This window comes from Streptomyces sp. NPDC029041 (assembly GCF_040637515.1).
Lineage (GTDB): Bacteria > Actinomycetota > Actinomycetes > Streptomycetales > Streptomycetaceae > Streptomyces.
Window position 1 is genome coordinate 720,358 of the sequence record NZ_JBEZWO010000001.1, and the last position, 19,342, is coordinate 739,699.

Consider the following 19,342-nt stretch of genomic DNA (forward strand, 5'->3'; position numbering starts at 1 on the left):
CTAGGCCGTCCGCAGGAACCGGTCGAGTACGCGGACACCGAAGTGCAGCGCCTCGACCGGTACCCGCTCGTCGACCCCGTGGAACATGGCCGCGTAGTCGTAGCCGTCCGGCAGCCTCAGCGGGGTGAAGCCGTAGCCGGTGATGCCGAGGCGGGAGAACTGCTTGGCGTCGGTGCCGCCGGACATGCAGAACGGCACGACGTGGCCCTCGGGCGCGAACTCCTCGACGGCGGCGCGCATGCCCGCGAACGTCGCCGAGTCCACCGGCGCTTCGAGGGCGACCTCGCGGTGGTGGAACTCCCAGTCCACGTCCGGCCCGGTGAGCCAATCGAGGGTGGCGCGGAACTCCTCCTCGCCCCCGGGCAAGTACCGGCCGTCCACGTGGGCCACGGCCTCGCCCGGAATGACGTTGATCTTGTAACCGGCGTTCAGCATGGTCGGGTTGGCGCTGTTGCGCAGGGTCGGCTCGACGAGCGCGGCGGCCGGGCCGAGCTTCTCCAGCAGCGCGTCCACGTCGCCGAGGTCGGTCTCGATGCCGTAGAGCGCGGCGAGTTCGGTGAGCGCGGCGCGCACGGTCGGGGTCAGCCGCAGCGGCCACTCGTGCGCGCCGATCCGGGCGATCGCGGCCGCGAGGCGGGTCACGGCGTTGTCCCGGTTGACCTTGGAGCCGTGCCCGGCGCGTCCGCGGGCGGTGAGCTTCAGCCACGCGGTGCCGCGCTCCCCGGCCGCGATGGGGTAGATCTGCCGGCCGTCGCCGTCGTGGAAGGTGAAGGCGCCCGACTCGCTGACGCCCTCGGTGCAGCCCTCGAACAGCGCGGGGTGCTCGTCGGCGAGGAACCCGGAGCCGTCCTCGGCGCTGGCCTCCTCGTCGGCCGTGAAGGCGATGACGACGTCCCGGCGGGGCCGGACGCCCTGGCGCGCCCAGCCGCGCACGACCGCCAGGATCATCGCGTCCATGTTCTTCATGTCGACGGCGCCGCGCCCCCAGACGACCCCGTCGCGGATCTCCCCGGAGAAGGGGTGCACGCTCCAGTCGCCGGCCGCCGCGGGCACGACGTCCAGGTGACCGTGGAGCAGCAGGGCACCGGCCGAGGGGTCGGTGCCCTCGACGCGGGCGACGACGTTGGTCCGCCCCCGGGTGCGCTCCAGCAGCGTCGGCTCGATCCCGGCGTCGGCGAGCCGGGCGGCGGCGTACTCGGCGGCGGGCCGTTCCCGGCAGTCGCCCCCGCCCCGGTTGGTGGTGTCGATCCGGATGAGGTCGGACGTGAACGTCACGACCTCGTCCAGCGCGGTCGCGTCCACCTGCTCAGCCATACTGCTCCTCCACCGCGGCCGAGACGATCGTGGTGACCGCCTTGAAGGCGCGGATGCCCTCGTACATGGTCCCGCTCGTGTACGCCACCTTGCGCTCCGCTATCCGCTCCACCCCCGGGACGACGGTGGCGGCCATCGCCAGGTGCTCGGCGTCGAACTCCACGGCGACGGTGAACGGGCCGCCCCGCACGGGTTCGTGACGCATCGCCAGCGCGGCGGCCTCCTTGGCGGCGGCCCGGATGTCCGCCGCCGTTCTGGCGGGCGTCCGGCACACCGCCGCGTAACGCGACACGTGGTCCTTGACCGCGACCTTCAGCGCCTCGGGCGCGTACCCGAGCGCGTCCTCGCAGGCGACGTCGTCCCCGGTGACGAGCACGACCGGTACGCCGTACTCGGCGGCCACGTGGGCGTTGAGGAGGCCTTCGCTGGCCCGTACGTCGTTCAGCCACACGCCGGTGATGGAGTTGGCGAGGTAGGTGTGCGCGAGGACGCCCTCCATGCCGGCGCCCGCGTGGTAGCCGACGAACGCGATGCCGTCGATGTCGCCGTGCTGCACGCCCTCCACCATGGACAGCGCCTTGTGCCGGCCGGTGAGCAGCTGCGCCCGGTCGTCGAGCTGCTCCAGCAGCAGGTTGCGCATCGACCAGTGCGCCTCGTTGATGATCACCTCGTCGGCGCCGCCGTCGTGGAATCCCAGGACGGCGGCGTTGACGTCGGAGGTGAACAGGGAGCGGCAGCGCTCCCACTGGGAGGCGCCCGGCACCACGTCGTCGGGCCAGGTGACGCCGGTGGCGCCCTCCATGTCGGCGCTGATGAGGACTCTCATGACGAGCCGTCCGGGGCGGAGATGTTCATGGTTCGTCACGTTACGCGCTACGGGCGGAGCGGGCTACGAACCGGTCACCAACGGATCGGCAGGTCGGCGAGGAACGCGGTGAGGCGGCCGGCCAGGAGCCGGTGGTCGCGGGCCGAGTAGTGCCAGTGGCAGCCCCCGTGGTCCAGGCCGGTGGTGTCGAGGGCCCAGAAGCGGACCCGGCGGTCGCCCGCGCCGTTGCGTTCCCGGACGACGTGTTCGACGTGGCCGGCGAACGGCCCCGTCCCCGCGGCCAGGATGGTGGTGGCTGCCCCGTAGCGCTGGCGCAGTTTCGCGAGGAAGCCGCCGTAGGCGCTGCGGTAGGCGGCGGCGAGGCTCTCGTCGGTCCACGGCTCGCCCGGGTTGAGGGGGGTCGAGAAGTCGTTGGTGCCGAGGTGGACCACGACGAGCTGCGGCCGCCAGGTGCCGGGGTTCTGCCAGACGTCGCCGGGTGTGTTCAGCAGCGCACGGTCGTAGAAGCTGCGGTAGTTCACCTCCGGGGAGCCTCCGTTGTAGTTGCGCACCATGCCCTGGCCCGAGTAGGCGTTGATCTGGTAGTCGGCCCCCAGTCCCCGGGCGGTGAGGGCGCCGTAGCTCACGTCCGCATCGGTGGTGCGCCTGAGCTGCTCGCCGTCGCAGTCGCGGGAGGTGGAGAGGTTGCCGTAGCCGACGGTGAGGGAATCGCCGATGAACTCGATCTGGCGGCTGCGCGCGGCCGGCCGGGCCAGGACGGCACCGCCGGGTGCGGCGACGAAGCCACCGAAGGAGCTGGTGCTCCACGGGGTGTCGTTGCGTTTGACCAGCCGGACGGTGTGCACGGCGTCGCGCAGGCCCCTGATCCAGTGCGTGGTCCTGCCCGGCGTGACGAGGGTCGCGACGGTGGCCCCGTCGACCTGGACGTCGTAGTCGGCGGCCGCGTCGTCGAGCACGACGCCCACGCCGGTGCCCCGGATCCGGCCCTCGAAGTAGACGCCGGGCCAGCTGTACTGGAGCACGTCCCCGGCGGCCTTGACGCGCCCGGCGGTGTGCACGCTGTCGCGTACTCCGCGAGGGTCCGGTGCGGCGACGGTCGTGACGGCGCTCGCGCCGATCAGTACCGTCGACACCGCTGAGGCGGCAAGCATCCGTAACCAGGGCATCGGCATGACTGTCCTCCGTGGGGACGAGGCAGGTGCACGGACCGGGGCAGGGTGACCGTACACCGACAAATCTGTCGGCCGTAAGACCGCATCCGCGCCCGGCTCTCCCGACCGCCCGTCTCAGGCCGTACGCCCCGCCACCAGCCAGGTGGACGGCAGCTCGACGCGCGTGCCGTCGGGGCGGTACTCCGTGGTCGTCAAGGGCAGTCGACCACTCGCCAGCACGGTCAGACCGGCTGAGCGCAGATACTCGGGCACGGCCTCGTCCGACACCTCTCCGGGCGCGATGCCGTGCCGGAACACGGGCGCGAGCTTGGGCGGCGGACCGTCGGGACCGCCCGCCAGGCCCGCCAGCACCGGCTTGGCGGCGCCCGAGAGCTCCACCAGACAGGCGCGGCCGCGGTCACCCACCAGCGTGGCGATCCCGTCGGCCAGGGACTGCCGGTCGTCCGGCTCGCACTGGTGCAGGACGCCCCGCAGGTAGACGTTGGTGTCGCCGAGCTCCGCGTGCAGCGCCTGCGTCTCCTCCTTCGCGGCGGCGTCCAGTTGGCGGTAGACCGCCTGCCCCGCCGGGTCGGCCCGCCGGGCGTGGTCGAGGGCCGCGGCGGACAGGTCGACGCCCAGGACATGGGGGAAACGGTCGGCGAGGTAGCGCGTCTGCGTGCCGTTGCCGCAGCCGAGATCCACCAGCGGCAGCGCGGGATCGGCCAGGTACGGTTCGAACAGCGCGAGGTGCGGGCCCACCGTCAGGACCGGTTCCGCGTCCCAGAACACCGCCCCGGGCTCGGCGGACACCTCGCGCCAGAACCCCTCCCAGGCTTCCCGGTACCTACGCGTCACGCTCATGGCCCACTCCCCGGGTGCGAACGGATCCCGCCGTGCGACGGGCGAGTACGGTGTACCGCGCCCGGGCCGCGGCCACAAGAACACGGGCGCCCGGCGTCACGCGCTGTCCGTCCGGAACCGGACCGCCGGCCGGCGGCGAGCCCACGCGCCGAAGAAACCCGGCCGCCGTGCTGCCCGGCGCTTGCGGCAGCGGCACGGGCGGTGCTCAGCGGCGCGGCAGCGTCAGCTCGAACCAGACCGTCTTGCCGGCCTCGGTCCGGCTGGTCCCCCACTCACGGGACAGCGTGCTGACGACGCGCAGACCGCGTCCTGCCTCGTCGAGCGGGCCCGCGTGCAGCAGCGTCGGCAGCTCGTGGTCGTCGTCGTCCACCTCGCACAGCAGGGTGTCGCCGCGCACCAGCCGCAGTGCGACAGGGCGGGCGTGGGAGTGCCGTACGGCGTTGGTCACGAGTTCGCCGGCCATCAGCTCGGCCGGTGCGGCCAGCTTCGCCAATCCCCAGTCGTGCAGTTGCTCGCGCACCGCCGCTCGGGCCCGGCCCACCTCGGCCGGGTCCAGCGCGAGCCGCCATTCCGCCACGTCGTCCGGCTCGATGCCGGCCAGGCGGGCCATCAGCAGGGCGACGTCGTCCTTGCGGCCACCCCGCGTGTTGAGCGCCCGGATGATGGTGTCGCAGGCGTCGTCCATGGACGCGGCCGGGTGCGCCGCCGACTCGCAGAGCGTCGCGAGGCCCACCCCGATGTCCTCGCCGCGCACCTCCACCAGCCCGTCGGTGCACATCACCAGCCGGTCACCGGGCTCGACGCGCACGCGTACCGCCTCGAAGGGCACTCCCCCGATGCCGATGGGCGCGCCGGTGGGGAGGTCCAGCAGTTCGCTGCGGCCGTCGCCGGCCCGGACCAGGACGGGCGGGATGTGCCCGGCGTTGGCGAGGTGCAGTTCGCCCGCGATGGGGTCGTAGACGGCGTAGAGGCAGGTCGCCAGGTAGCCGTCGCCCAGGCGCTGGGCGAGGTCGTCGAGGTTGCGCAGCAGCTGCGCGGGCGGCAGGTCGAGCGCGGCCATGGTCTGCACGGCCGTCCGCAACTGGCCCATCATCGCGGCCGAGTTCAGGCCGTGGCCCATGACGTCGCCGACGACGAGCGCCGTGCGTCCGCCGTGCAGTTTGACCGCGTCGAACCAGTCGCCGCCGACCCGCCCGAGCAGCGTACCCGGCAGGTAGCGGGTGGCGATGTCGCAGCCGGCCATGCGGGGCGGGATGTGCGGCAGCATGCTGTCCTGGAGCGTCTCGGCGACGTTCTCCTGGAAGGTGTACATGCGCGCGTTGTCCAGCACCAGGCCCGCGCGGGCGGCGAGTTCGGCTCCGGTGACGCGGTCCATGTCGTTGAAGACGGGCCGCTCGGGGTGCCGCAGCAGGATCATGAAGCCGAGCACGACGTTGCGCGCCTTGAGGGGCACGACCAGCATCGAGCGGCCGGTGATGAGGGGCCGGATGTCGCGCTTGTCGAACTGCGCGGCGATGGCGTGCCCCATCTCCTCGCTGATGCGCGGCACGAGAACGGGTTCGCCGCTGGTCATGCACTGGAAGAACGGCGTGTGCGCCGGGAACGGCATGGCCTCGCCGACGGGGACGACGTCGTCCCAGCGGCCCGGTTCGTCGGTGTGCTCCAGGGCGACCCGGTGCCACATCGTGGTCGTGTCGGGCACACCGTCCTCGAACCCCTCGCCGGCGACGACCTGTTCGCGCAGATAGGTCCCGGCGACGTCGGTGAAGCGGGGCACCACGGCCCGGCTGACCTCGACGATGGTGCGGGACAGGTCGAGGGAGGAGCCGATGCGTCCGCTGACCTCGTTGAGGAACTCCAGGCGCTCACGGACGGCGGCGTACTCGAGGTCCTCGCCCTCGTCCCGCAGCTCCTGCGGCGGCGGTTCACCGGCGGCCAGGGCCCGCGCGGCCCGTTCCCGGCGCGCCCGGCGCTCGGCACGCCGGGCCACACCCCAGTCGGGCGTGACGGGCACCCGGTCGTTCTGGCTGAACTCCAGGATCGGGTAGCCGAGTTCGAGGACCTGCGCGACGATCCGGGCGCTCTCCCCGACGCTCATGCTGGGCATGATCTCGGGGAGCCGGCGGGCGAGCTCCTGCGCCCCGGGGAAGTCGGTGTGCAGGGCGAAGCCGGGCGCGATCCGCCGGCACGTCCCGTCGTCCGCGCCCAGACCGTCCGTGCCGGCGGCCAGTACGAGCAGCCGCTCGGGCCCGGGCCCGACCAGCGGGTAGGCCCACCACAGGACGTCGACCCGGCCGTCCCCGGCCGCGGTGAGCCGGGCGCGGCCCGCCGCCGGGTAGGAGAGCCCACCGTCGAGGGACGAGGCGAGACCGGGGCCGAGGCCGTCGTCGGACGCGGGTCCGAGGGGGTCCTGCTGCTCGGGCAGGGCGCCGGAGACGGGGAGCAGGTCGAGGGCGGTTCGTCCGATCGCCTCTTCCTTGGGGACGCCGAACAGGCGCCGCGCGCCGCGGCTCCAGTGGGAGACGAGGCCGTCGCGGTCGACCACGACGACGGCCAGGGGCACGCGGCCGGGCTCGGCGGGTTCCCTCCCCGCGTCCTGCTCAGCCCTGTCGATGCCACGGTCCATGGCCAGGCCCTCTCTCCCCACGGACGCAAGATCTGTGCCGGCGTCACCACCGTACGGCGACCGCCGCCGGCCATGTGAGGCAATGCGGGAATTGCCCGCGCGGGGCTCGCACCGGCGTACGACCCCCGCGCGCCGGTGCCGTTCCTTCCTCGAACCCGGCGCTCGGTCAGTCCTCGTGGCTCAGCTGGAGGTCACGCTCGCTGCGGCCTCCTCCGGCTACCTGGAGCACGGTGGCGACGGGCGGGTAACCGGCCGCGATGACCGTGTACTCGCCGGAGGACAGGTCGACGAAGCGGAACGTGCCGTCGGCGCCGGTGGTGAGGGTGTCGACGACGTTGCCCGCCACGTCGAGCAGCGTCACCCGCGCGTCCTCCACGGGCCGGCCGCCGCCCGCCCGGACGGTTCCGCGCAGCAGGGCGCCGCCGGCCAGTTCGATGTCCCGGCGGGTCTCGCGGGCGGCCTGGACGGTGACGGGGAGCGCGGCCGGACGGAAGGCGGGTGCGCCGGCGGCGAGGGTGTACTCGCCGGCGACGAGCTCGGTGATGACGTAGCCGCCCTCCCGGCCGCTGCGGGTGGTGGCCACCACCTCGCCGTGCGCGTTGGTGAGGGTGACGGTGGCGTCCCGTACGGGCGTGCCGTCGGCGGTGACCACGGTGCCGATCAGGCTGCCGGCGCCGCCGAGGACGATGTCGAGCTCGACGGGACGCTCGCCGACGGTCACGGTGACCGCCTGCGGCTGGTGGCCGCCGGCCGCGGCGATCAGCACGTACGAGCCCGGGCCCGGGGTGGCCAGCGCGTAGCGCCCGTCCTCGCCGCTCGCGCCGCGCCCGGTCTGCTGCCCGGTGACGTCGATGAGCGTGAGCGCCGCGCGGGGCACGACGGTTCCGTCGTGGTGCTGTACCGAGCCGCACACGGGCACACCGGCGGCGTACGCGGCGCGGGCCTGCGGGACCGGGACGGTGCCCGGCGCCGGATCGGTGACGGAGGTGTGGTGGGACACCAGGGGTTTCTCCTTGAGGAAGAGGGCGATGACCAGTCCGAGGACGAGCACCGGCACCAGGTAGAGGAAGATCCGCGGCATGGCGTCGGCGTACGCCCGGATGTAGTCGTCGCGCAGGGCCGGGGGCAGCGCGTGCACGAGCTGCGGGGTGAGGGACTCGGGGTCCGGCAGCGCGGTGCCTCCGCCCGCGGGGAGGCGCTCGGCGAGGGCGTCGGCGAGCCGGCCGGCGAAGAGGGTGCCGAAGACGGCGGCCCCGACGCTCCCGCCGATCTGCCGGAAGTAGTTGTTGGCGCTCGTGGCGGTGCCGAGGTCGGCGGGGCGCACGGAGTTCTGCACGGCGAGGATCAGTACCGGCATCACCATGCCGAAGCCGGCGCCGAGGACGGCCATCCAGATGCTGTAGTGCAGCCGGGGCGTGCCGACCTCCAGCCGCGACAGCAGCACCGTGCCGGCGACGGAGAGGGCTGCGCCGAGGATCGGATAGGCCCTGTAGCGGCCGGTGTGGCGGATGAGCCGGCCGACGACCACGGAGGCGCCGACGATGCCGGCCATCATCGGCAGCATGAGCAGTCCCGACTCGGTGGCGGAGGCGCCCTCGACCATCTGCAGGTACGTCGGCAGGTAGCCGGCGGCGCTGAACAGACCGGCCCCGGTCACCAGGCCCACCAGGCCCGTGACGTTGAAGACGGAGTCCTTGAACAGCCGTAGCGGGATGAGGGGTCCGACGGCGAAGTGCTCGACGACGAGGAAGAGGACGGTGGCCGCCGCCGCTCCGGCCGCGAGAACGAGGATGATCCGGGAGTCCCAGGCGTGCTCGGTGCCGCCCCAGCCGGTCAGCAGGACCAGGCAGGTGGAGGCGGCGGTCAGCAGCAGCGCGCCGAGGACGTCGAAACGGGCCCTCGCGGCCGGCTTGGGGAGCTTCAGCGCGACGGCGACGACGGCGAGGGTGACCAGGCCGACGGGGACGTTGACGTAGAAGCACCAGCGCCAGGAGAGGTGGTCCGTGAAGTAGCCGCCGAGCAGCGGTCCGGCCACGGAGGCGAGGCCGAAGGCCGCACCGATCAGGCCCAGGTAGCTGCCGCGCCGCCGGGGCGGCACGATGTCCGCGATGATCGCCTGGACGCCGGTCATGAGGCCGCCGGCGCCGACGCCCTGCAGGGCGCGGAAGGCGATCAGCTGGTCCATGGTCTGCGCCCGGCCCGCGAGCGCGGAGCCGACGACGAAGACGACGATCGCGAACTGGAAGACGCCCTTGCGGCCGAGGATGTCGCCGAGCTTGCCGTAGACCGGCAGGCCGACGGTGGCGGTGAGCAGGTAGGCGGTGATCGCCCAGGACATCCGGTCCAGGCCGTGCAGCTCACCGACGATCTTCGGGAGCGCGGTGGCGACGATCATCTGCTCCAGGGCGGCCAGGAGCAGGGCGAGCATCAGGGCGAAGAAGATCAGCCGCACCCGCCGCGGGCTGGGTCCGCCGTCCTGATCCGGCGGCGGTGCGGGGGTGTCGGGAGGCGCCACCGCCGGTTCGTCCTGCGCCAGAGTGATCCCGCCCACTCACCGCTCCCCTCGTCGCGCTGCCGCGCAATTCCCGCGTAAAAGCGACAACTACGAGCAAGCGCGACGAGTTACGGCACAGGAGCGGACGGCACCGAGATCACCCGAACCGGTGAGGGGCGGCAACACCCCTCGGACTTGCGCCTCTTGGGTGGACTACTTCTCGACCTCGGCGGCGAGCCTGGCGAGCATCGCGTCGTAGATCCGGCCGAGGCCCTTGGGCGCGAAGGTCTTCTCGAAGAAGCCACCGATGCCGCCGGCGCCGGTCCAGGTGGTGGTCACGACGACCCGGGACTTGCCCTCCCCGGCCGGGGTGACCCGCCAGGTGGTGACCATGGAGGAGTTGCGGTCCTTCTCGACCAGCTCGCCGTCGGTGGGTTCGGTGACCTCCAGGAGGCAGTCGCGCACCCGCTTGCTGGTGGCCTGGAGCTTCCAGTGGACGAGGGTGCCCTCGCCGTCGCCGCCCTCGCGCACTTCGTACTCGCTGAACTGCTCGGGCAGCAGCTTCGCGCGCGTGCCGCTGTAGTCGGCGAGGGCGTCGAACACCGTCTCCGCGTCCGCCGCGACGATCCGCTCCGTAGTGGCCTCGACCTGCGCCATCGCATTCCTCCAGGACCTGGTTGCTCAAGGGTCGGGGCAAGCCAATCACCCCGCCGCCCGGCCTCCCAAATCGGGGTGGCCGAACCGGTCGAACGCGTTCGGAAAACACCCTCGCACGATCAAGGGAACATGTGTTCTATTCTGTGGGCAGTGCTACCGAGGAGGCGTCATGCGCTGGGAGAACCTCACCGTGGACTCCGAACACAGCCGGGCCGATGCCGCGCTGTTCGGCGCGGACGCGGTGGTCACGCGTACCTTCGACACGCCGGAGTTCCGCGGGATCACCTTCCACGAGATCCGGGCCCGCTCGATCATCAACAGGGTGCCGGCGGTCTCGCGGATGTCGTTCCAGTGGACGGTCAATCCCTATCGGGGCTGCTCGCACGCGTGCGTGTACTGCTTCGCACGCAAGACGCACAGCTATCTCGACCTCGACACGGGCCTCGGCTTCGACAGCCAGATCGTGGTCAAGGTCAACGCTCCGCAGCTGCTGCACCGGCAGCTCGGTTCGCGCCGGTGGCAGGGCGAGCACATCGCGATGGGCACCAACGTCGACTGCTACCAGCGCGCCGAGGGCCGCTACCGCCTGATGCCGGGCATCATCGCGGCGCTGCGCGACCACGCGAATCCCTTCTCCATCCTGACCAAGGGCACGCTCATCCTGCGCGACCTGGAGCTGATCAGGCAGGCGGCCCGGGTGACCGACGTGGGCATCTCCGTCTCCGTCGGCTTCACCGACCAGGAGCTGTGGCGCACCGTCGAGCCGGGCACACCGGCGCCCGAGCGGCGCCTGGAGGTCGTGCGCACCTTCGGCGATCACGGCATCGGCTGCGCGGTGCTGATGGCGCCGGTGATCCCGTTCCTGAGCGACAGCCCCGCGCAACTGCGCGCCACCGTACGGGCGATCGCCGCCTGCGGTGCCACGTCCGTGACGCCGCTGGTGCTGCATCTGCGGCCCGGCGCCCGTGAGTGGTTCATGGCCTGGCTCGGGCAGCACCATCCGCACCTGGTGGCCCGTTACGAGCGGATGTACGCGGAGGGCTCCTACGCCCCGAAGTGGTACCAGCGGCGGATCACGCGCCAGGTGCACGAACTCGCCGAGGAGTACGGCATCGGTCCCACGCGCGCGGACATACCGCGCCGGACCGGGCCGCCCGGACCGGCCGGACCCCCCTCGTCCGAGCTCCCCCCGGCCGAGCCGACCCAACTGTCGCTCCTTTAGGAGCGTCCGAGCGCATCCCGCGGCCCATTCGGGTCAAGTCTGGACGGAACACGTTCCTCCAGCGTCGTGTGCCGGGACGAATCGGCGAGGACTGTGAGCCCCGCGGTCCGACGCCCCCTTGTCCTGGAAGGCCGCCATGAGAACACGCGCAGCCGTGCTGTGCGGCGCCGTCGCCGTCGCGCTGGCCGGGAGCCTCACGGCCGTGCCCGCCGAGGCGAGCGCACCGCCCTCCGCAGGTGCTTCCCGCCCGGCGAAACCCAGCTGGAGGAAGTGCGGCACCAGCGCGTATCCGTCGCTCCAGTGCGCGTCCCTCAAGGTGCCGCTCGACCACGCGCACCCGGACGGCCGGCAGGTCACCCTCGCGCTGTCCCGCGTCCCGCACACCGCCGAGAGGTTCCAGGGCCCGCTCCTGGTCAACCCCGGCGGCCCCGGCGGCGACGGCCTCACCCTCGCCGGTTTCGTCGCGGCCACGCTGCCCAAGGAGGTCGCGGCACAGTACGACGTCATCGGCTTCGACCCGCGCGGAGTGGGCGCCAGCAGACCGGCACTGGACTGCGAGCCCGGCTACTTCGGCCCCGTGCGGCCGGACTCCGTGCCGAGCACACCCGAGGCCGAGCGGGCCAACCTCGCGCGCGCCAAATCCTTCGCGGCCGCCTGCAGCAGGAAACACGGGCACCTGCTGCCGTACATCGACACGATCAGCGCCGCCCACGACATCGAGGCGATCCGGCAGGCCCTGGGCGCACAGAAGATCAACTACTTCGGCTACTCGTACGGCACCTACCTGGGCGCGGTCTACGCCGGCCTGTACCCGCAGCGGGTGAGGCGTCTGGTCCTGGACTCGGTCGCCGACCCCACCGACGTGTGGTACACCGCCAACCTCAACCAGGACCACGCCTTCAACGACCGTCACCGCGCCTTCCTGGCCTGGGTCGCCCGGCACGACGCGCGGTACCGGCTCGGCACCGACCCGGAACGGGTCGAGGCCACCTGGTACGCCATGCGGGCGGCTCTGGCCAGGAAACCCGCGGGCGGCCGGGTGGGCGCCGCGGAGCTCGAGGACACCTACCTCCCGGGAGCGTACTTCAACGGGTACTGGCCCCCTCTGGCGGAGGCGTTCGCGGCGTACGTGAACCGCAAGAACGCCGAACCGCTGGTCGAGGCCTACAAGGACTTCGGCGCGATCGACGCCGCCGACGACAACAGCTACAGCGTCTACACGGCGGTGCAGTGCCGGGACGCCTTCTGGCCGCGTGACTGGCACCAGTGGCGCAAGGACAACTGGGGGGCGTACGAGAAGGCGCCGTTCATGACCTGGAACAACGCCTGGTACAACGCGCCGTGCGCGTTCTGGCCGACGGAGTCGCTGCGCCCGGTGAACGTGGCGAACGGCAAGCTGCCGCCGGTGCTGCTGTTCCAGGCGACCGCCGACGCGGCCACGCCGTACGAGGGCGGTGTCACCATGCACCGTCTGCTGGCCGGTTCCAGCCTGGTGGTCGAGCAGGGCGGCGGCAACCACGGCATCACACTGAGCGGCAACGCCTGCCTGGACAAGCACCTGGCGGCCTACCTGACCGACGGCACGGTGCCGCGTGGCCTCGGCGAGGCGGACGCGGTGTGCGACGCGCTGCCCGAACCGAAGCCCCCCACGGCGGCGTCGGACAAGGCGGCGTCGGCCTCCTCGAACGGCGCGGTACTGCACGCCCTGCTCGGCTTCCGTCGCTGAGCGGCTGACGACCCGTCGGGGGCACTCGTCGTCGGTGCCATGGTCCACCATGGGCGCATGAGTGAGCTGACGAGGATCCCCGCCCCCGATGGAGTCGCCGCCGCGACCCAGTACACCCATGTCGTCGTAGGTACCGGCCGCTTCGTGGCGATCGCCGGTCAAGTCCCGCTCGACGACCAGGGCCGGCCGGTCGGCGACGGCGACGCGGCGGCGCAGGCACACCAGGTCTTCGAGAACCTCCGGCACTGCCTGGCGGCCGCCGGCGCGACCTTCGACGACGTCGTCAAACTCACCTACTTCGTCACGGACATGGTTCATATGCCGGCCGTCCGCGCGGCCCGCGCCGCGCACATACCCGACGACCGGCTGCCGGCCGCTTCGGCGGTGCAGGTCGCAGCCCTGGTCCGGCCGGAGTTTCTGCTCGAGGTCGAGGCGTTCGCGGTGGTGGCGCCATGAGGAGCCCGCAGATACGGGAGATGACGCTCGCCGACTGCGACCGCGTCGCGGAGATCCGCACCGGCGGCTGGCGCAGCGCCTACCGGGGCCTGATCCCCCAGTCGTACCTGGACGGGCTCAGCGTCGAGGAGGATGCCGAGCGGCGTCGTGCGCACCTCTCGCGCGGTGACGGCCGCGTGGTGAACCTGGTCGCCGAGGGCAGCGGCGGCGAACTCGTCGGCTGGGCCTGCCACGGGCCGTATCGGGAAGGCGAAGTCCTCACCGAGGAAGCCGAGTTGTACGCGCTCTACGTTCACCCGGACCACGTGGGGCGGGGCGCCGGACGGGCGCTGCTCGCGGAGTCCGTCGCGCGCTGCTCCGCCGCGGGCCACGGCCGTCTCCTGCTGTGGGTGCTCAAGGAGAACGACCGGGCCCGCCGGTTCTACGAACGGGCGGGCTTCGGCGCGGACGGCGCCGAGGAGCCCTTCGAGGTGGACGGGGTCACGGTTCCCGAGGTGCGGTACGCCAAACCCCTGGACCGCTGACCTCACCTCTGCCTCGGGATCCGCCCCAGCGCCCGCACCGCCGCCTCGGCCAGCGCCGGATGCGCGAGGGCCTCGTTCAGCACGGGTGCGGCCCGGACGTCACCCAGCGCACCGAGCCCGTCCACGCAGGCGAGGGCCACGCGGCGGTACGGGTCGTGCGGGCGCAGCCGCCGCCGGAGCGTGGTGATCAGCGCGGGCACCGCCTCGGGGGCGCGCAGCTCGACCAGGAGCCGTACCGGGTGCAGGGCGTAGGCGACCCGCAGTTCGTTGGTGGCGAGGGCTGCGGCCGCGCGGGCGGTGCGCGGGTCGCCCAGCCGGGCGAGGGCGTGGGCGGCGGAGGCGCAGCGCGGGGGGTCGCGGTGGTTGAGCAGCAGCACCAGGGCCTCGAAGGCCCGCCGGTCCCGCGCGAGCCCCAGCCGGAACGCCGCCAGCTCCCTCGCCCACAGGTGCTGCCCGGGCTCGGTCAGCATCGCGGCCAGGGCGTCGAGGTCGTCGGTCGCCACGAGCCGCTCGAACGCCGGCGACGCCCCCGACTCCTTCCGTAAGCGCTCCGTGAGTGATCGCAACTCTTCGTCCATGACTCAGAGGTTAGGGGCGTCGCGAGCCGGGCGGGACGTACATCACAAACCCGGGGGCTGGCGTGCTCGTTACCCGCCGGTTAAGCTCAGACGAGCGGGTTACCCACTCGCATTTTCCTCGCGGCGGTCTGGTGACGCGGCTGTCGCGGGAGCAGTCGGTTCGGTGCCTCAGGTACCGCAGTACGGCTCGGCCCCGGGACAGGGCCGGTCGGAATCACCGTTCATCCCGGGCGTGTGCACGCCCGTGGAGGCGGCACCGGGCGTGTGCGCTTCGCAGCCCGGCCAGCACCCGCACTCATCACGCACCCGGTGCGCCCGTGGTCCGGCTCCCGCCGGGCCCCCTTCGGCGCACCCGGAGCGCGTTCCCCGTCGTCACCCTCATCCTGGAGTCCCGCGATGGCCTCTCCCCTTTCCGACCCGTCCCAGTCCACGCTGCAGACCGTCGCCGTCGTCGGCCTCGGCACGATGGGCACCGGCATCGCCGAGGTCCTCGCCAAGGCCGGCCGCACGGTCGTCGGCATCGACATCAGCGAGGCCCAGGCCGCGAAGTGCGTCGCCGCGCTGGAGGCCTCCACCGCCCGCGGCGTCGAGCGCGGGCGGCTGACCGAGCAGGAGCGCGCCGAGATCCTCGGCCGTGTCCGCACCTCCGGCGACCTGCGCACCGCCGCCGACGCCGACCTGGTCATCGAGGTGGCCCCGGAGTCGTACGAGATCAAGCAGCAGATCTTCCGGGAGCTGGACGGGATCGTGCGCCCGGAGACGATCCTGGCGACCGGCACCAACGCCCTGTCCGTGACCCGGCTGGCCGCCGACTCCTCCCGCCCCGAGCGCGTGCTGGGGCTGCACTTCTTCAACCCCGCCCCGGCCATGAAGCTGGTCGAGGTCGTCTCCTCGGTCCTGACCGCGCCGGCCGCGGTCACGGCGGTCACCGACCTCGCGCTCGACCTGGGCAAGGAGCCCGTCGCCGTGGGCGACCGCCCCGGTTTCGTCGCGGACGGCCTGCTGTTCGGCTACCTCAACCAGGCGGCCGCGATGTACGAGGCGAAGTACGCCTCCCGCGAGGACATCGACGCCGCGATGCGGCTGGGCTGCGGACTGCCGATGGGGCCGCTGGCGCTGCTCGACCTGATCGGCGTCGACACCGCGCGCACGGTCCTGGAGGCCATGTACGCCGCCTCCCGCGACCGGCTGCACGCTCCGGCACCCATCCTCAAGCAGCTCAGCGAGGCGGGTCTGACCGGCCGCAAGGCGGGGCGCGGCTTCTACACCTACGAGGCGCCGGGCAGCGCGACCGTCGTGCGGGACGCGCTGACCCCGCTGGAGGGCGGCGACCCGGTCCCCGGCCGGGAGATCCGCTCGGTGGGTGTCGCGGGTTCGGGCACCATGGCCTCCGGGATCGCCGAGGTCTTCGCCAAGGCCGGGTACGAGGTGGTCCTGGCCGCCCGCAGCGCGGAGAAGGCGCAGACCGCGAAGGCCCGGATCGGCAAGTCCCTGAGCCGCTCGGTCGACAAGGGGCGGATGACCGCGGAGGCCGCCGCCGAGACCCTGGACCGCATCACGGCCACGGGCACCTACGAGGACTTCGCCGGTGTCGACCTGGCCGTGGAGGCGGTCGCCGAGGACCTGGAGGTCAAGCGGCAGCTGTTCGCGGCCCTGGACAAGGTCTGCAAGCCGGGCGCGATCCTGGCCACCACGACCTCCTCGCTGCCGGTCGTCGCCTGCGCCCGGGCCACCTCGCGCCCGCAGGACGTGATCGGCATGCACTTCTTCAATCCGGCGCCGGCCATGAAGCTGGTCGAGGTGGTCCGCACGGTGCTGACCGCCGACGACGTGCACGCCACGGTCCGCGAGGTGTGCGCCCGGATCAGGAAGCACCCGGTGGACTGCGGTGACCGCGCCGGCTTCATCGTGAACGCGCTGCTCTTCCCGTACCTGAACAACGCGATCAAGATGGTCGAGGAGCACTACGCCTCGCTCGACGACATCGACGCGGCGATGAAGCTCGGCGGCGGTTACCCGATGGGCCCGTTCGAGCTGCTGGACGTGGTCGGGTTGGACGTCTCGCTCGCCATCGAGAAGGTCCTGCACCGCGAGTTCCGCGACCCGGGGCTCGCTCCGGCGCCGCTGCTGGAGCACCTGGTGGCCGCGGGCTGCCTCGGCCGCAAGACCGGCCGTGGCTTCCGCGAATATGCCAAGCGCTGAGCGTCCCGGCGACTGGTTCCGGTCCGGCGCGGAGTGGGGTGGCCTGCTCGGCCCGGACCGGTTCCACCCGGCCGGGCGGCCCGTCGCCGCCCCGTCCCCGGACACCGGGGAAGAACCGGGCCATGCGCGGCGAGCTGCGCACATGCAGTACGTTCAGGGCATGCCCCAGCCCGCCAAGTCCTCACGTACACCAGCTGCGGCCGACGCGCCGGAGAGCGCAGCCGGGTCCCGCGCCGCCGCCCAGCGGCTCAAGATGCGCCGGGAACTGGCGGCCGCCGCGATGGAGCTGTTCGCGACCAAGGGGTACGAGGCGACCACCGTCGACGAGATCGCGGCTCAGGCCGGCGTCGCCCGCCGCACCTTCTTCCGCCACTTCCGCTCCAAGGAAGAGGCGATCTTCCCCGACCACGACGACACCCTGATCCGGGCCGAGGCGGTGCTCAACGCCGCGCCGGCGCACGAGCATCCGCTCGACACGGTGTGCCGTGGCATCAAGGAGGTCATGCGGATGTACGCGGCGCGGCCGGAGATCTCGGTCGCCCGCTACAAGCTGACGCGTGAGGTGCCCACCCTGCGCGAGGCGGAGATCGCGTCGGTGGCCCGCTACGAGCGCCTTTTCACCCGCTACCTCCTCGGCCACTTCGACGAGCGGGCGCACGCCGACGACGCCAACGACGATCCGCTGCTGGCGGAGGTCGCCGCGTCCGCGGTCGTCACGGCCCACAACCACGTGCTGCGGCGCTGGCTGCGCGCGGGCGGCCAGGGCGACGTGGAGGCGCAGCTGGACCACGCCTTCGCCATCGTGCGCAAGACGTTCGGCACGGGCATCGGGGCCGGGCGTTCCTCGGAACCGCAGCCGGCCGTGGCCACCGCCTCGGCACAGGGCGAGGTGCTGGTGACGGTCGCCCGCACCGACGCCCCGCTGGACGAGGTCATGCGGACCATCGAGCAGGCACTCAAGGAGCGCTGAGCCTCCCCAGCCCTGTGATGACGGCCACCCTTCGGGGTGGCCGTTTTGGCATGTCAGAGGCCGTTTTGCAGGGCCTTGAGGAGGCCGTTCGATCGATCATCGCTCATTTGTTACGCAAAGATTTCATCTGAGGCGAAGTTCTGGCACTCAGTGCCTTGCGGGGTGACACGCGGTGTCATACGTTGAAGGAGTCCGGGCGACGTCCCAGCGAGCTCACCCGCTCGTCCGCCCGGCGCCTGCGTCACAGGCAACCTCCCGCGCCACCCAGCGCTGCCGATCAGCACCACCGCCGAACCGACGGCAACACCCTCAACCCTCAGCAGCACCGACGAACCCATCGGCGCCCCTCCCTCAGGGCGCTCACCGCCGGAGGCAACACCGTGACCGTTAAGGACATCCTGGCCGCGATCCAGTCGCCCGACTCCACGTCGGAGGACTTCGCCGCCCTCCCGCTCCCCGAGTCGTACCGCGCGATCACCGTGCACAAGGACGAGACGGAGATGTTCGCGGGCCTCGAGACCCGCGACAAGGACCCCCGCAAGTCGATCCACCTGGACGAGGTGCCGCTGCCCGAGCTCGGCCCGGGCGAGGCCCTGGTGGCCGTCATGGCCTCGTCGGTGAACTACAACTCGGTGTGGACCTCGATCTTCGAGCCGCTGTCGACCTTCGGCTTCCTGGAGCGCTACGGCCGCACCAACGAGCTGGCCAAGCGCCACGACCTGCCGTACCACATCATCGGCTCCGACCTCGCGGGCGTCGTCCTGCGCACCGGCCCGGGCGTCAACGCCTGGCGGCCCGGTGACGAGGTCGTCGCGCACTGCCTCTCGGTCGAGCTGGAGTCCAGCGACGGCCACAACGACACGATGCTCGACCCCGAGCAGCGCATCTGGGGCTTCGAGACCAACTTCGGCGGCCTCGCCGAGATCGCGCTGGTCAAGTCCAACCAGCTGATGCCGAAGCCCGACCACCTGTCGTGGGAGGAGGCCGCGGCCCCCGGTCTGGTCAACTCCACCGCCTACCGGCAGCTGGTCTCGCGCAACGGTGCCGGCATGAAGCAGGGCGACAACGTCCTCATCTGGGGCGCGAGCGGCGGACTGGGCTCCTACGCCACGCAGTTCGCGCTGGCCGGCGGCGCCAACCCGATCTGCGTCGTCTCCAGCGACCAGAAGGCGGACATCTGCCGCTCGATGGGCGCCGAGGCGATCATCGACCGCAACGCCGAGGGCTACAGGTTCTGGAAGGACGAGAACACCCAGGACCCCAAGGAGTGGAAGCGCTTCGGCAAGCGCATCCGCGAACTCACCGGCGGCGAGGACATCGACATCGTCTTCGAGCACCCCGGCCGCGAGACCTTCGGCGCGAGCGTCTTCGTCACGCGCAAGGGCGGCACCATCACCACCTGCGCGTCGACCTCGGGCTACATGCACGAGTACGACAACCGCTACCTGTGGATGTCGCTGAAGCGGATCATCGGCTCGCACTTCGCCAACTACCGCGAGGCCTGGGAGGCCAACCGGCTCATCGCGAAGGGCAAGATCCACCCCACCCTGTCGAAGGTGTACTCCCTCCAGGACACCGGCCAGGCCGCCTACGACGTGCACCGCAACCTGCACCAGGGCAAGGTCGGCGTGCTGTGCATGTCCCCCGAGGAGGGCCTGGGCGTGCGCGACCAGGAGAAGCGAGCCCAGCACATCGACGCCATCAACCGCTTCCGCAACATCTGAGACATCCGGGG

At 72.2% G+C, this 19,342-nt stretch carries 15 protein-coding genes; 7 read left to right on the forward strand and 8 right to left on the reverse strand.

The features are described 5' to 3' along the window. The 7 genes from AB0F04_RS03150 to AB0F04_RS03180 all read right to left on the reverse strand — a co-directional run bounded on the left by AB0F04_RS03150 (position 1) and on the right by AB0F04_RS03180 (position 9,929). A complete protein-coding gene (locus AB0F04_RS03150) occupies positions 1–1,314 on the reverse strand; it encodes a M20/M25/M40 family metallo-hydrolase (RefSeq protein WP_362037106.1) in 1,314 nt (437 codons plus the stop codon). Next, entirely contained in the window at positions 1,307–2,140 is an 834-nt protein-coding gene (locus AB0F04_RS03155; RefSeq protein ID WP_362037109.1) for a M55 family metallopeptidase, read from the reverse strand. The genes AB0F04_RS03150 and AB0F04_RS03155 overlap by 8 nt, the downstream gene beginning before the upstream one ends. A 74-nt stretch (positions 2,141–2,214) precedes the next feature. Beyond that, complete coding sequence (locus AB0F04_RS03160) at positions 2,215–3,306, reverse strand: GDSL-type esterase/lipase family protein (RefSeq protein ID WP_362037112.1); 1,092 nt, start codon at positions 3,304–3,306, stop codon at positions 2,215–2,217. Between the two features lie 120 nt (positions 3,307–3,426). Then, positions 3,427–4,152: a methyltransferase domain-containing protein gene (locus AB0F04_RS03165; RefSeq protein WP_362037115.1), complete on the reverse strand. Its 726-nt coding sequence runs from the start codon at positions 4,150–4,152 to the stop codon at positions 3,427–3,429. Positions 4,153–4,357: 205 nt separating this feature from the next. Continuing rightward, entirely contained in the window at positions 4,358–6,778 is a 2,421-nt protein-coding gene (locus AB0F04_RS03170) for a SpoIIE family protein phosphatase (protein WP_362037118.1), read from the reverse strand. Positions 6,779–6,944: 166 nt separating this feature from the next. Then, positions 6,945–9,329, reverse strand: coding sequence for an MFS transporter (locus tag AB0F04_RS03175; protein WP_362037121.1), 2,385 nt, complete (start codon positions 9,327–9,329; stop codon positions 6,945–6,947). Between the two features lie 156 nt (positions 9,330–9,485). Beyond that, on the reverse strand, positions 9,486–9,929 hold the full coding sequence (locus AB0F04_RS03180; protein WP_362037124.1) for an SRPBCC family protein: 444 nt from the start codon (positions 9,927–9,929) through the stop codon (positions 9,486–9,488). Positions 9,930–10,098: 169 nt separating this feature from the next. Between AB0F04_RS03180 and AB0F04_RS03185 the strand changes: the two genes are divergently transcribed. The 4 genes from AB0F04_RS03185 (at position 10,099) to AB0F04_RS03200 (ending at position 13,857) form a co-directional block, all read left to right on the forward strand. Continuing rightward, positions 10,099–11,151, forward strand: coding sequence for an Rv2578c family radical SAM protein (locus AB0F04_RS03185; RefSeq protein ID WP_362037127.1), 1,053 nt, complete (start codon positions 10,099–10,101; stop codon positions 11,149–11,151). Between the two features lie 136 nt (positions 11,152–11,287). Further along, positions 11,288–12,877, forward strand: a complete 1,590-nt coding sequence (locus tag AB0F04_RS03190) for an alpha/beta hydrolase (RefSeq protein ID WP_362037129.1) — start codon at positions 11,288–11,290, stop codon at positions 12,875–12,877. 57 nt (positions 12,878–12,934) lie between these two features. Further along, complete coding sequence (locus AB0F04_RS03195) at positions 12,935–13,333, forward strand: RidA family protein (protein ID WP_362037132.1); 399 nt, start codon at positions 12,935–12,937, stop codon at positions 13,331–13,333. Then, on the forward strand, positions 13,330–13,857 hold the full coding sequence (locus AB0F04_RS03200) for a GNAT family N-acetyltransferase (RefSeq protein WP_362037134.1): 528 nt from the start codon (positions 13,330–13,332) through the stop codon (positions 13,855–13,857). The genes AB0F04_RS03195 and AB0F04_RS03200 overlap by 4 nt, the downstream gene beginning before the upstream one ends. A 2-nt stretch (positions 13,858–13,859) precedes the next feature. On the opposite strand, the gene AB0F04_RS03205 is transcribed toward AB0F04_RS03200, so the two are convergent. Continuing rightward, positions 13,860–14,435 carry an adenylosuccinate lyase gene (locus AB0F04_RS03205; protein WP_362037136.1) on the reverse strand — a complete coding sequence of 192 codons (576 nt, stop codon included), beginning with the start codon at positions 14,433–14,435 and terminating at the stop codon, positions 13,860–13,862. Positions 14,436–14,831: 396 nt separating this feature from the next. Between AB0F04_RS03205 and AB0F04_RS03210 the strand changes: the two genes are divergently transcribed. From AB0F04_RS03210 to ccrA, 3 genes are all read left to right on the forward strand, one after another. Then, a complete protein-coding gene (locus tag AB0F04_RS03210) occupies positions 14,832–16,637 on the forward strand; it encodes a 3-hydroxyacyl-CoA dehydrogenase family protein (protein WP_362037137.1) in 1,806 nt (601 codons plus the stop codon). 142 nt (positions 16,638–16,779) lie between these two features. Beyond that, complete coding sequence (locus AB0F04_RS03215; RefSeq protein WP_362037140.1) at positions 16,780–17,607, forward strand: TetR family transcriptional regulator; 828 nt, start codon at positions 16,780–16,782, stop codon at positions 17,605–17,607. 380 nt (positions 17,608–17,987) lie between these two features. Next, positions 17,988–19,331, forward strand: coding sequence for a crotonyl-CoA carboxylase/reductase (gene ccrA / locus AB0F04_RS03220; RefSeq protein ID WP_362037142.1), 1,344 nt, complete (start codon positions 17,988–17,990; stop codon positions 19,329–19,331). The last annotated feature ends 11 nt before the right edge of the window (positions 19,332–19,342 follow it).

Excerpts from the sequence above, each read along its gene's own strand:
- AB0F04_RS03150 (WP_362037106.1), bottom strand. The coding sequence starts at position 1,314 with ATGGCTGAGCAGGTGGACGCGACCGCGCTGGACGAGGTCGTGACGTTC.
- AB0F04_RS03155 (WP_362037109.1), bottom strand. The coding sequence starts at position 2,140 with ATGAGAGTCCTCATCAGCGCCGACATGGAGGGCGCCACCGGCGTCACC.
- AB0F04_RS03160 (WP_362037112.1), bottom strand. The coding sequence starts at position 3,306 with ATGCCCTGGTTACGGATGCTTGCCGCCTCAGCGGTGTCGACGGTACTG.
- AB0F04_RS03165 (WP_362037115.1), bottom strand. The coding sequence starts at position 4,152 with ATGAGCGTGACGCGTAGGTACCGGGAAGCCTGGGAGGGGTTCTGGCGC.
- AB0F04_RS03170 (WP_362037118.1), bottom strand. The coding sequence starts at position 6,778 with ATGGACCGTGGCATCGACAGGGCTGAGCAGGACGCGGGGAGGGAACCC.
- AB0F04_RS03180 (WP_362037124.1), bottom strand. The coding sequence starts at position 9,929 with ATGGCGCAGGTCGAGGCCACTACGGAGCGGATCGTCGCGGCGGACGCG.
- AB0F04_RS03185 (WP_362037127.1), top strand. The coding sequence starts at position 10,099 with ATGCGCTGGGAGAACCTCACCGTGGACTCCGAACACAGCCGGGCCGAT.
- AB0F04_RS03190 (WP_362037129.1), top strand. The coding sequence starts at position 11,288 with ATGAGAACACGCGCAGCCGTGCTGTGCGGCGCCGTCGCCGTCGCGCTG.
- AB0F04_RS03195 (WP_362037132.1), top strand. The coding sequence starts at position 12,935 with ATGAGTGAGCTGACGAGGATCCCCGCCCCCGATGGAGTCGCCGCCGCG.
- AB0F04_RS03200 (WP_362037134.1), top strand. The coding sequence starts at position 13,330 with ATGAGGAGCCCGCAGATACGGGAGATGACGCTCGCCGACTGCGACCGC.
- AB0F04_RS03205 (WP_362037136.1), bottom strand. The coding sequence starts at position 14,435 with ATGGACGAAGAGTTGCGATCACTCACGGAGCGCTTACGGAAGGAGTCG.
- AB0F04_RS03210 (WP_362037137.1), top strand. The coding sequence starts at position 14,832 with ATGGCCTCTCCCCTTTCCGACCCGTCCCAGTCCACGCTGCAGACCGTC.
- AB0F04_RS03215 (WP_362037140.1), top strand. The coding sequence starts at position 16,780 with ATGCAGTACGTTCAGGGCATGCCCCAGCCCGCCAAGTCCTCACGTACA.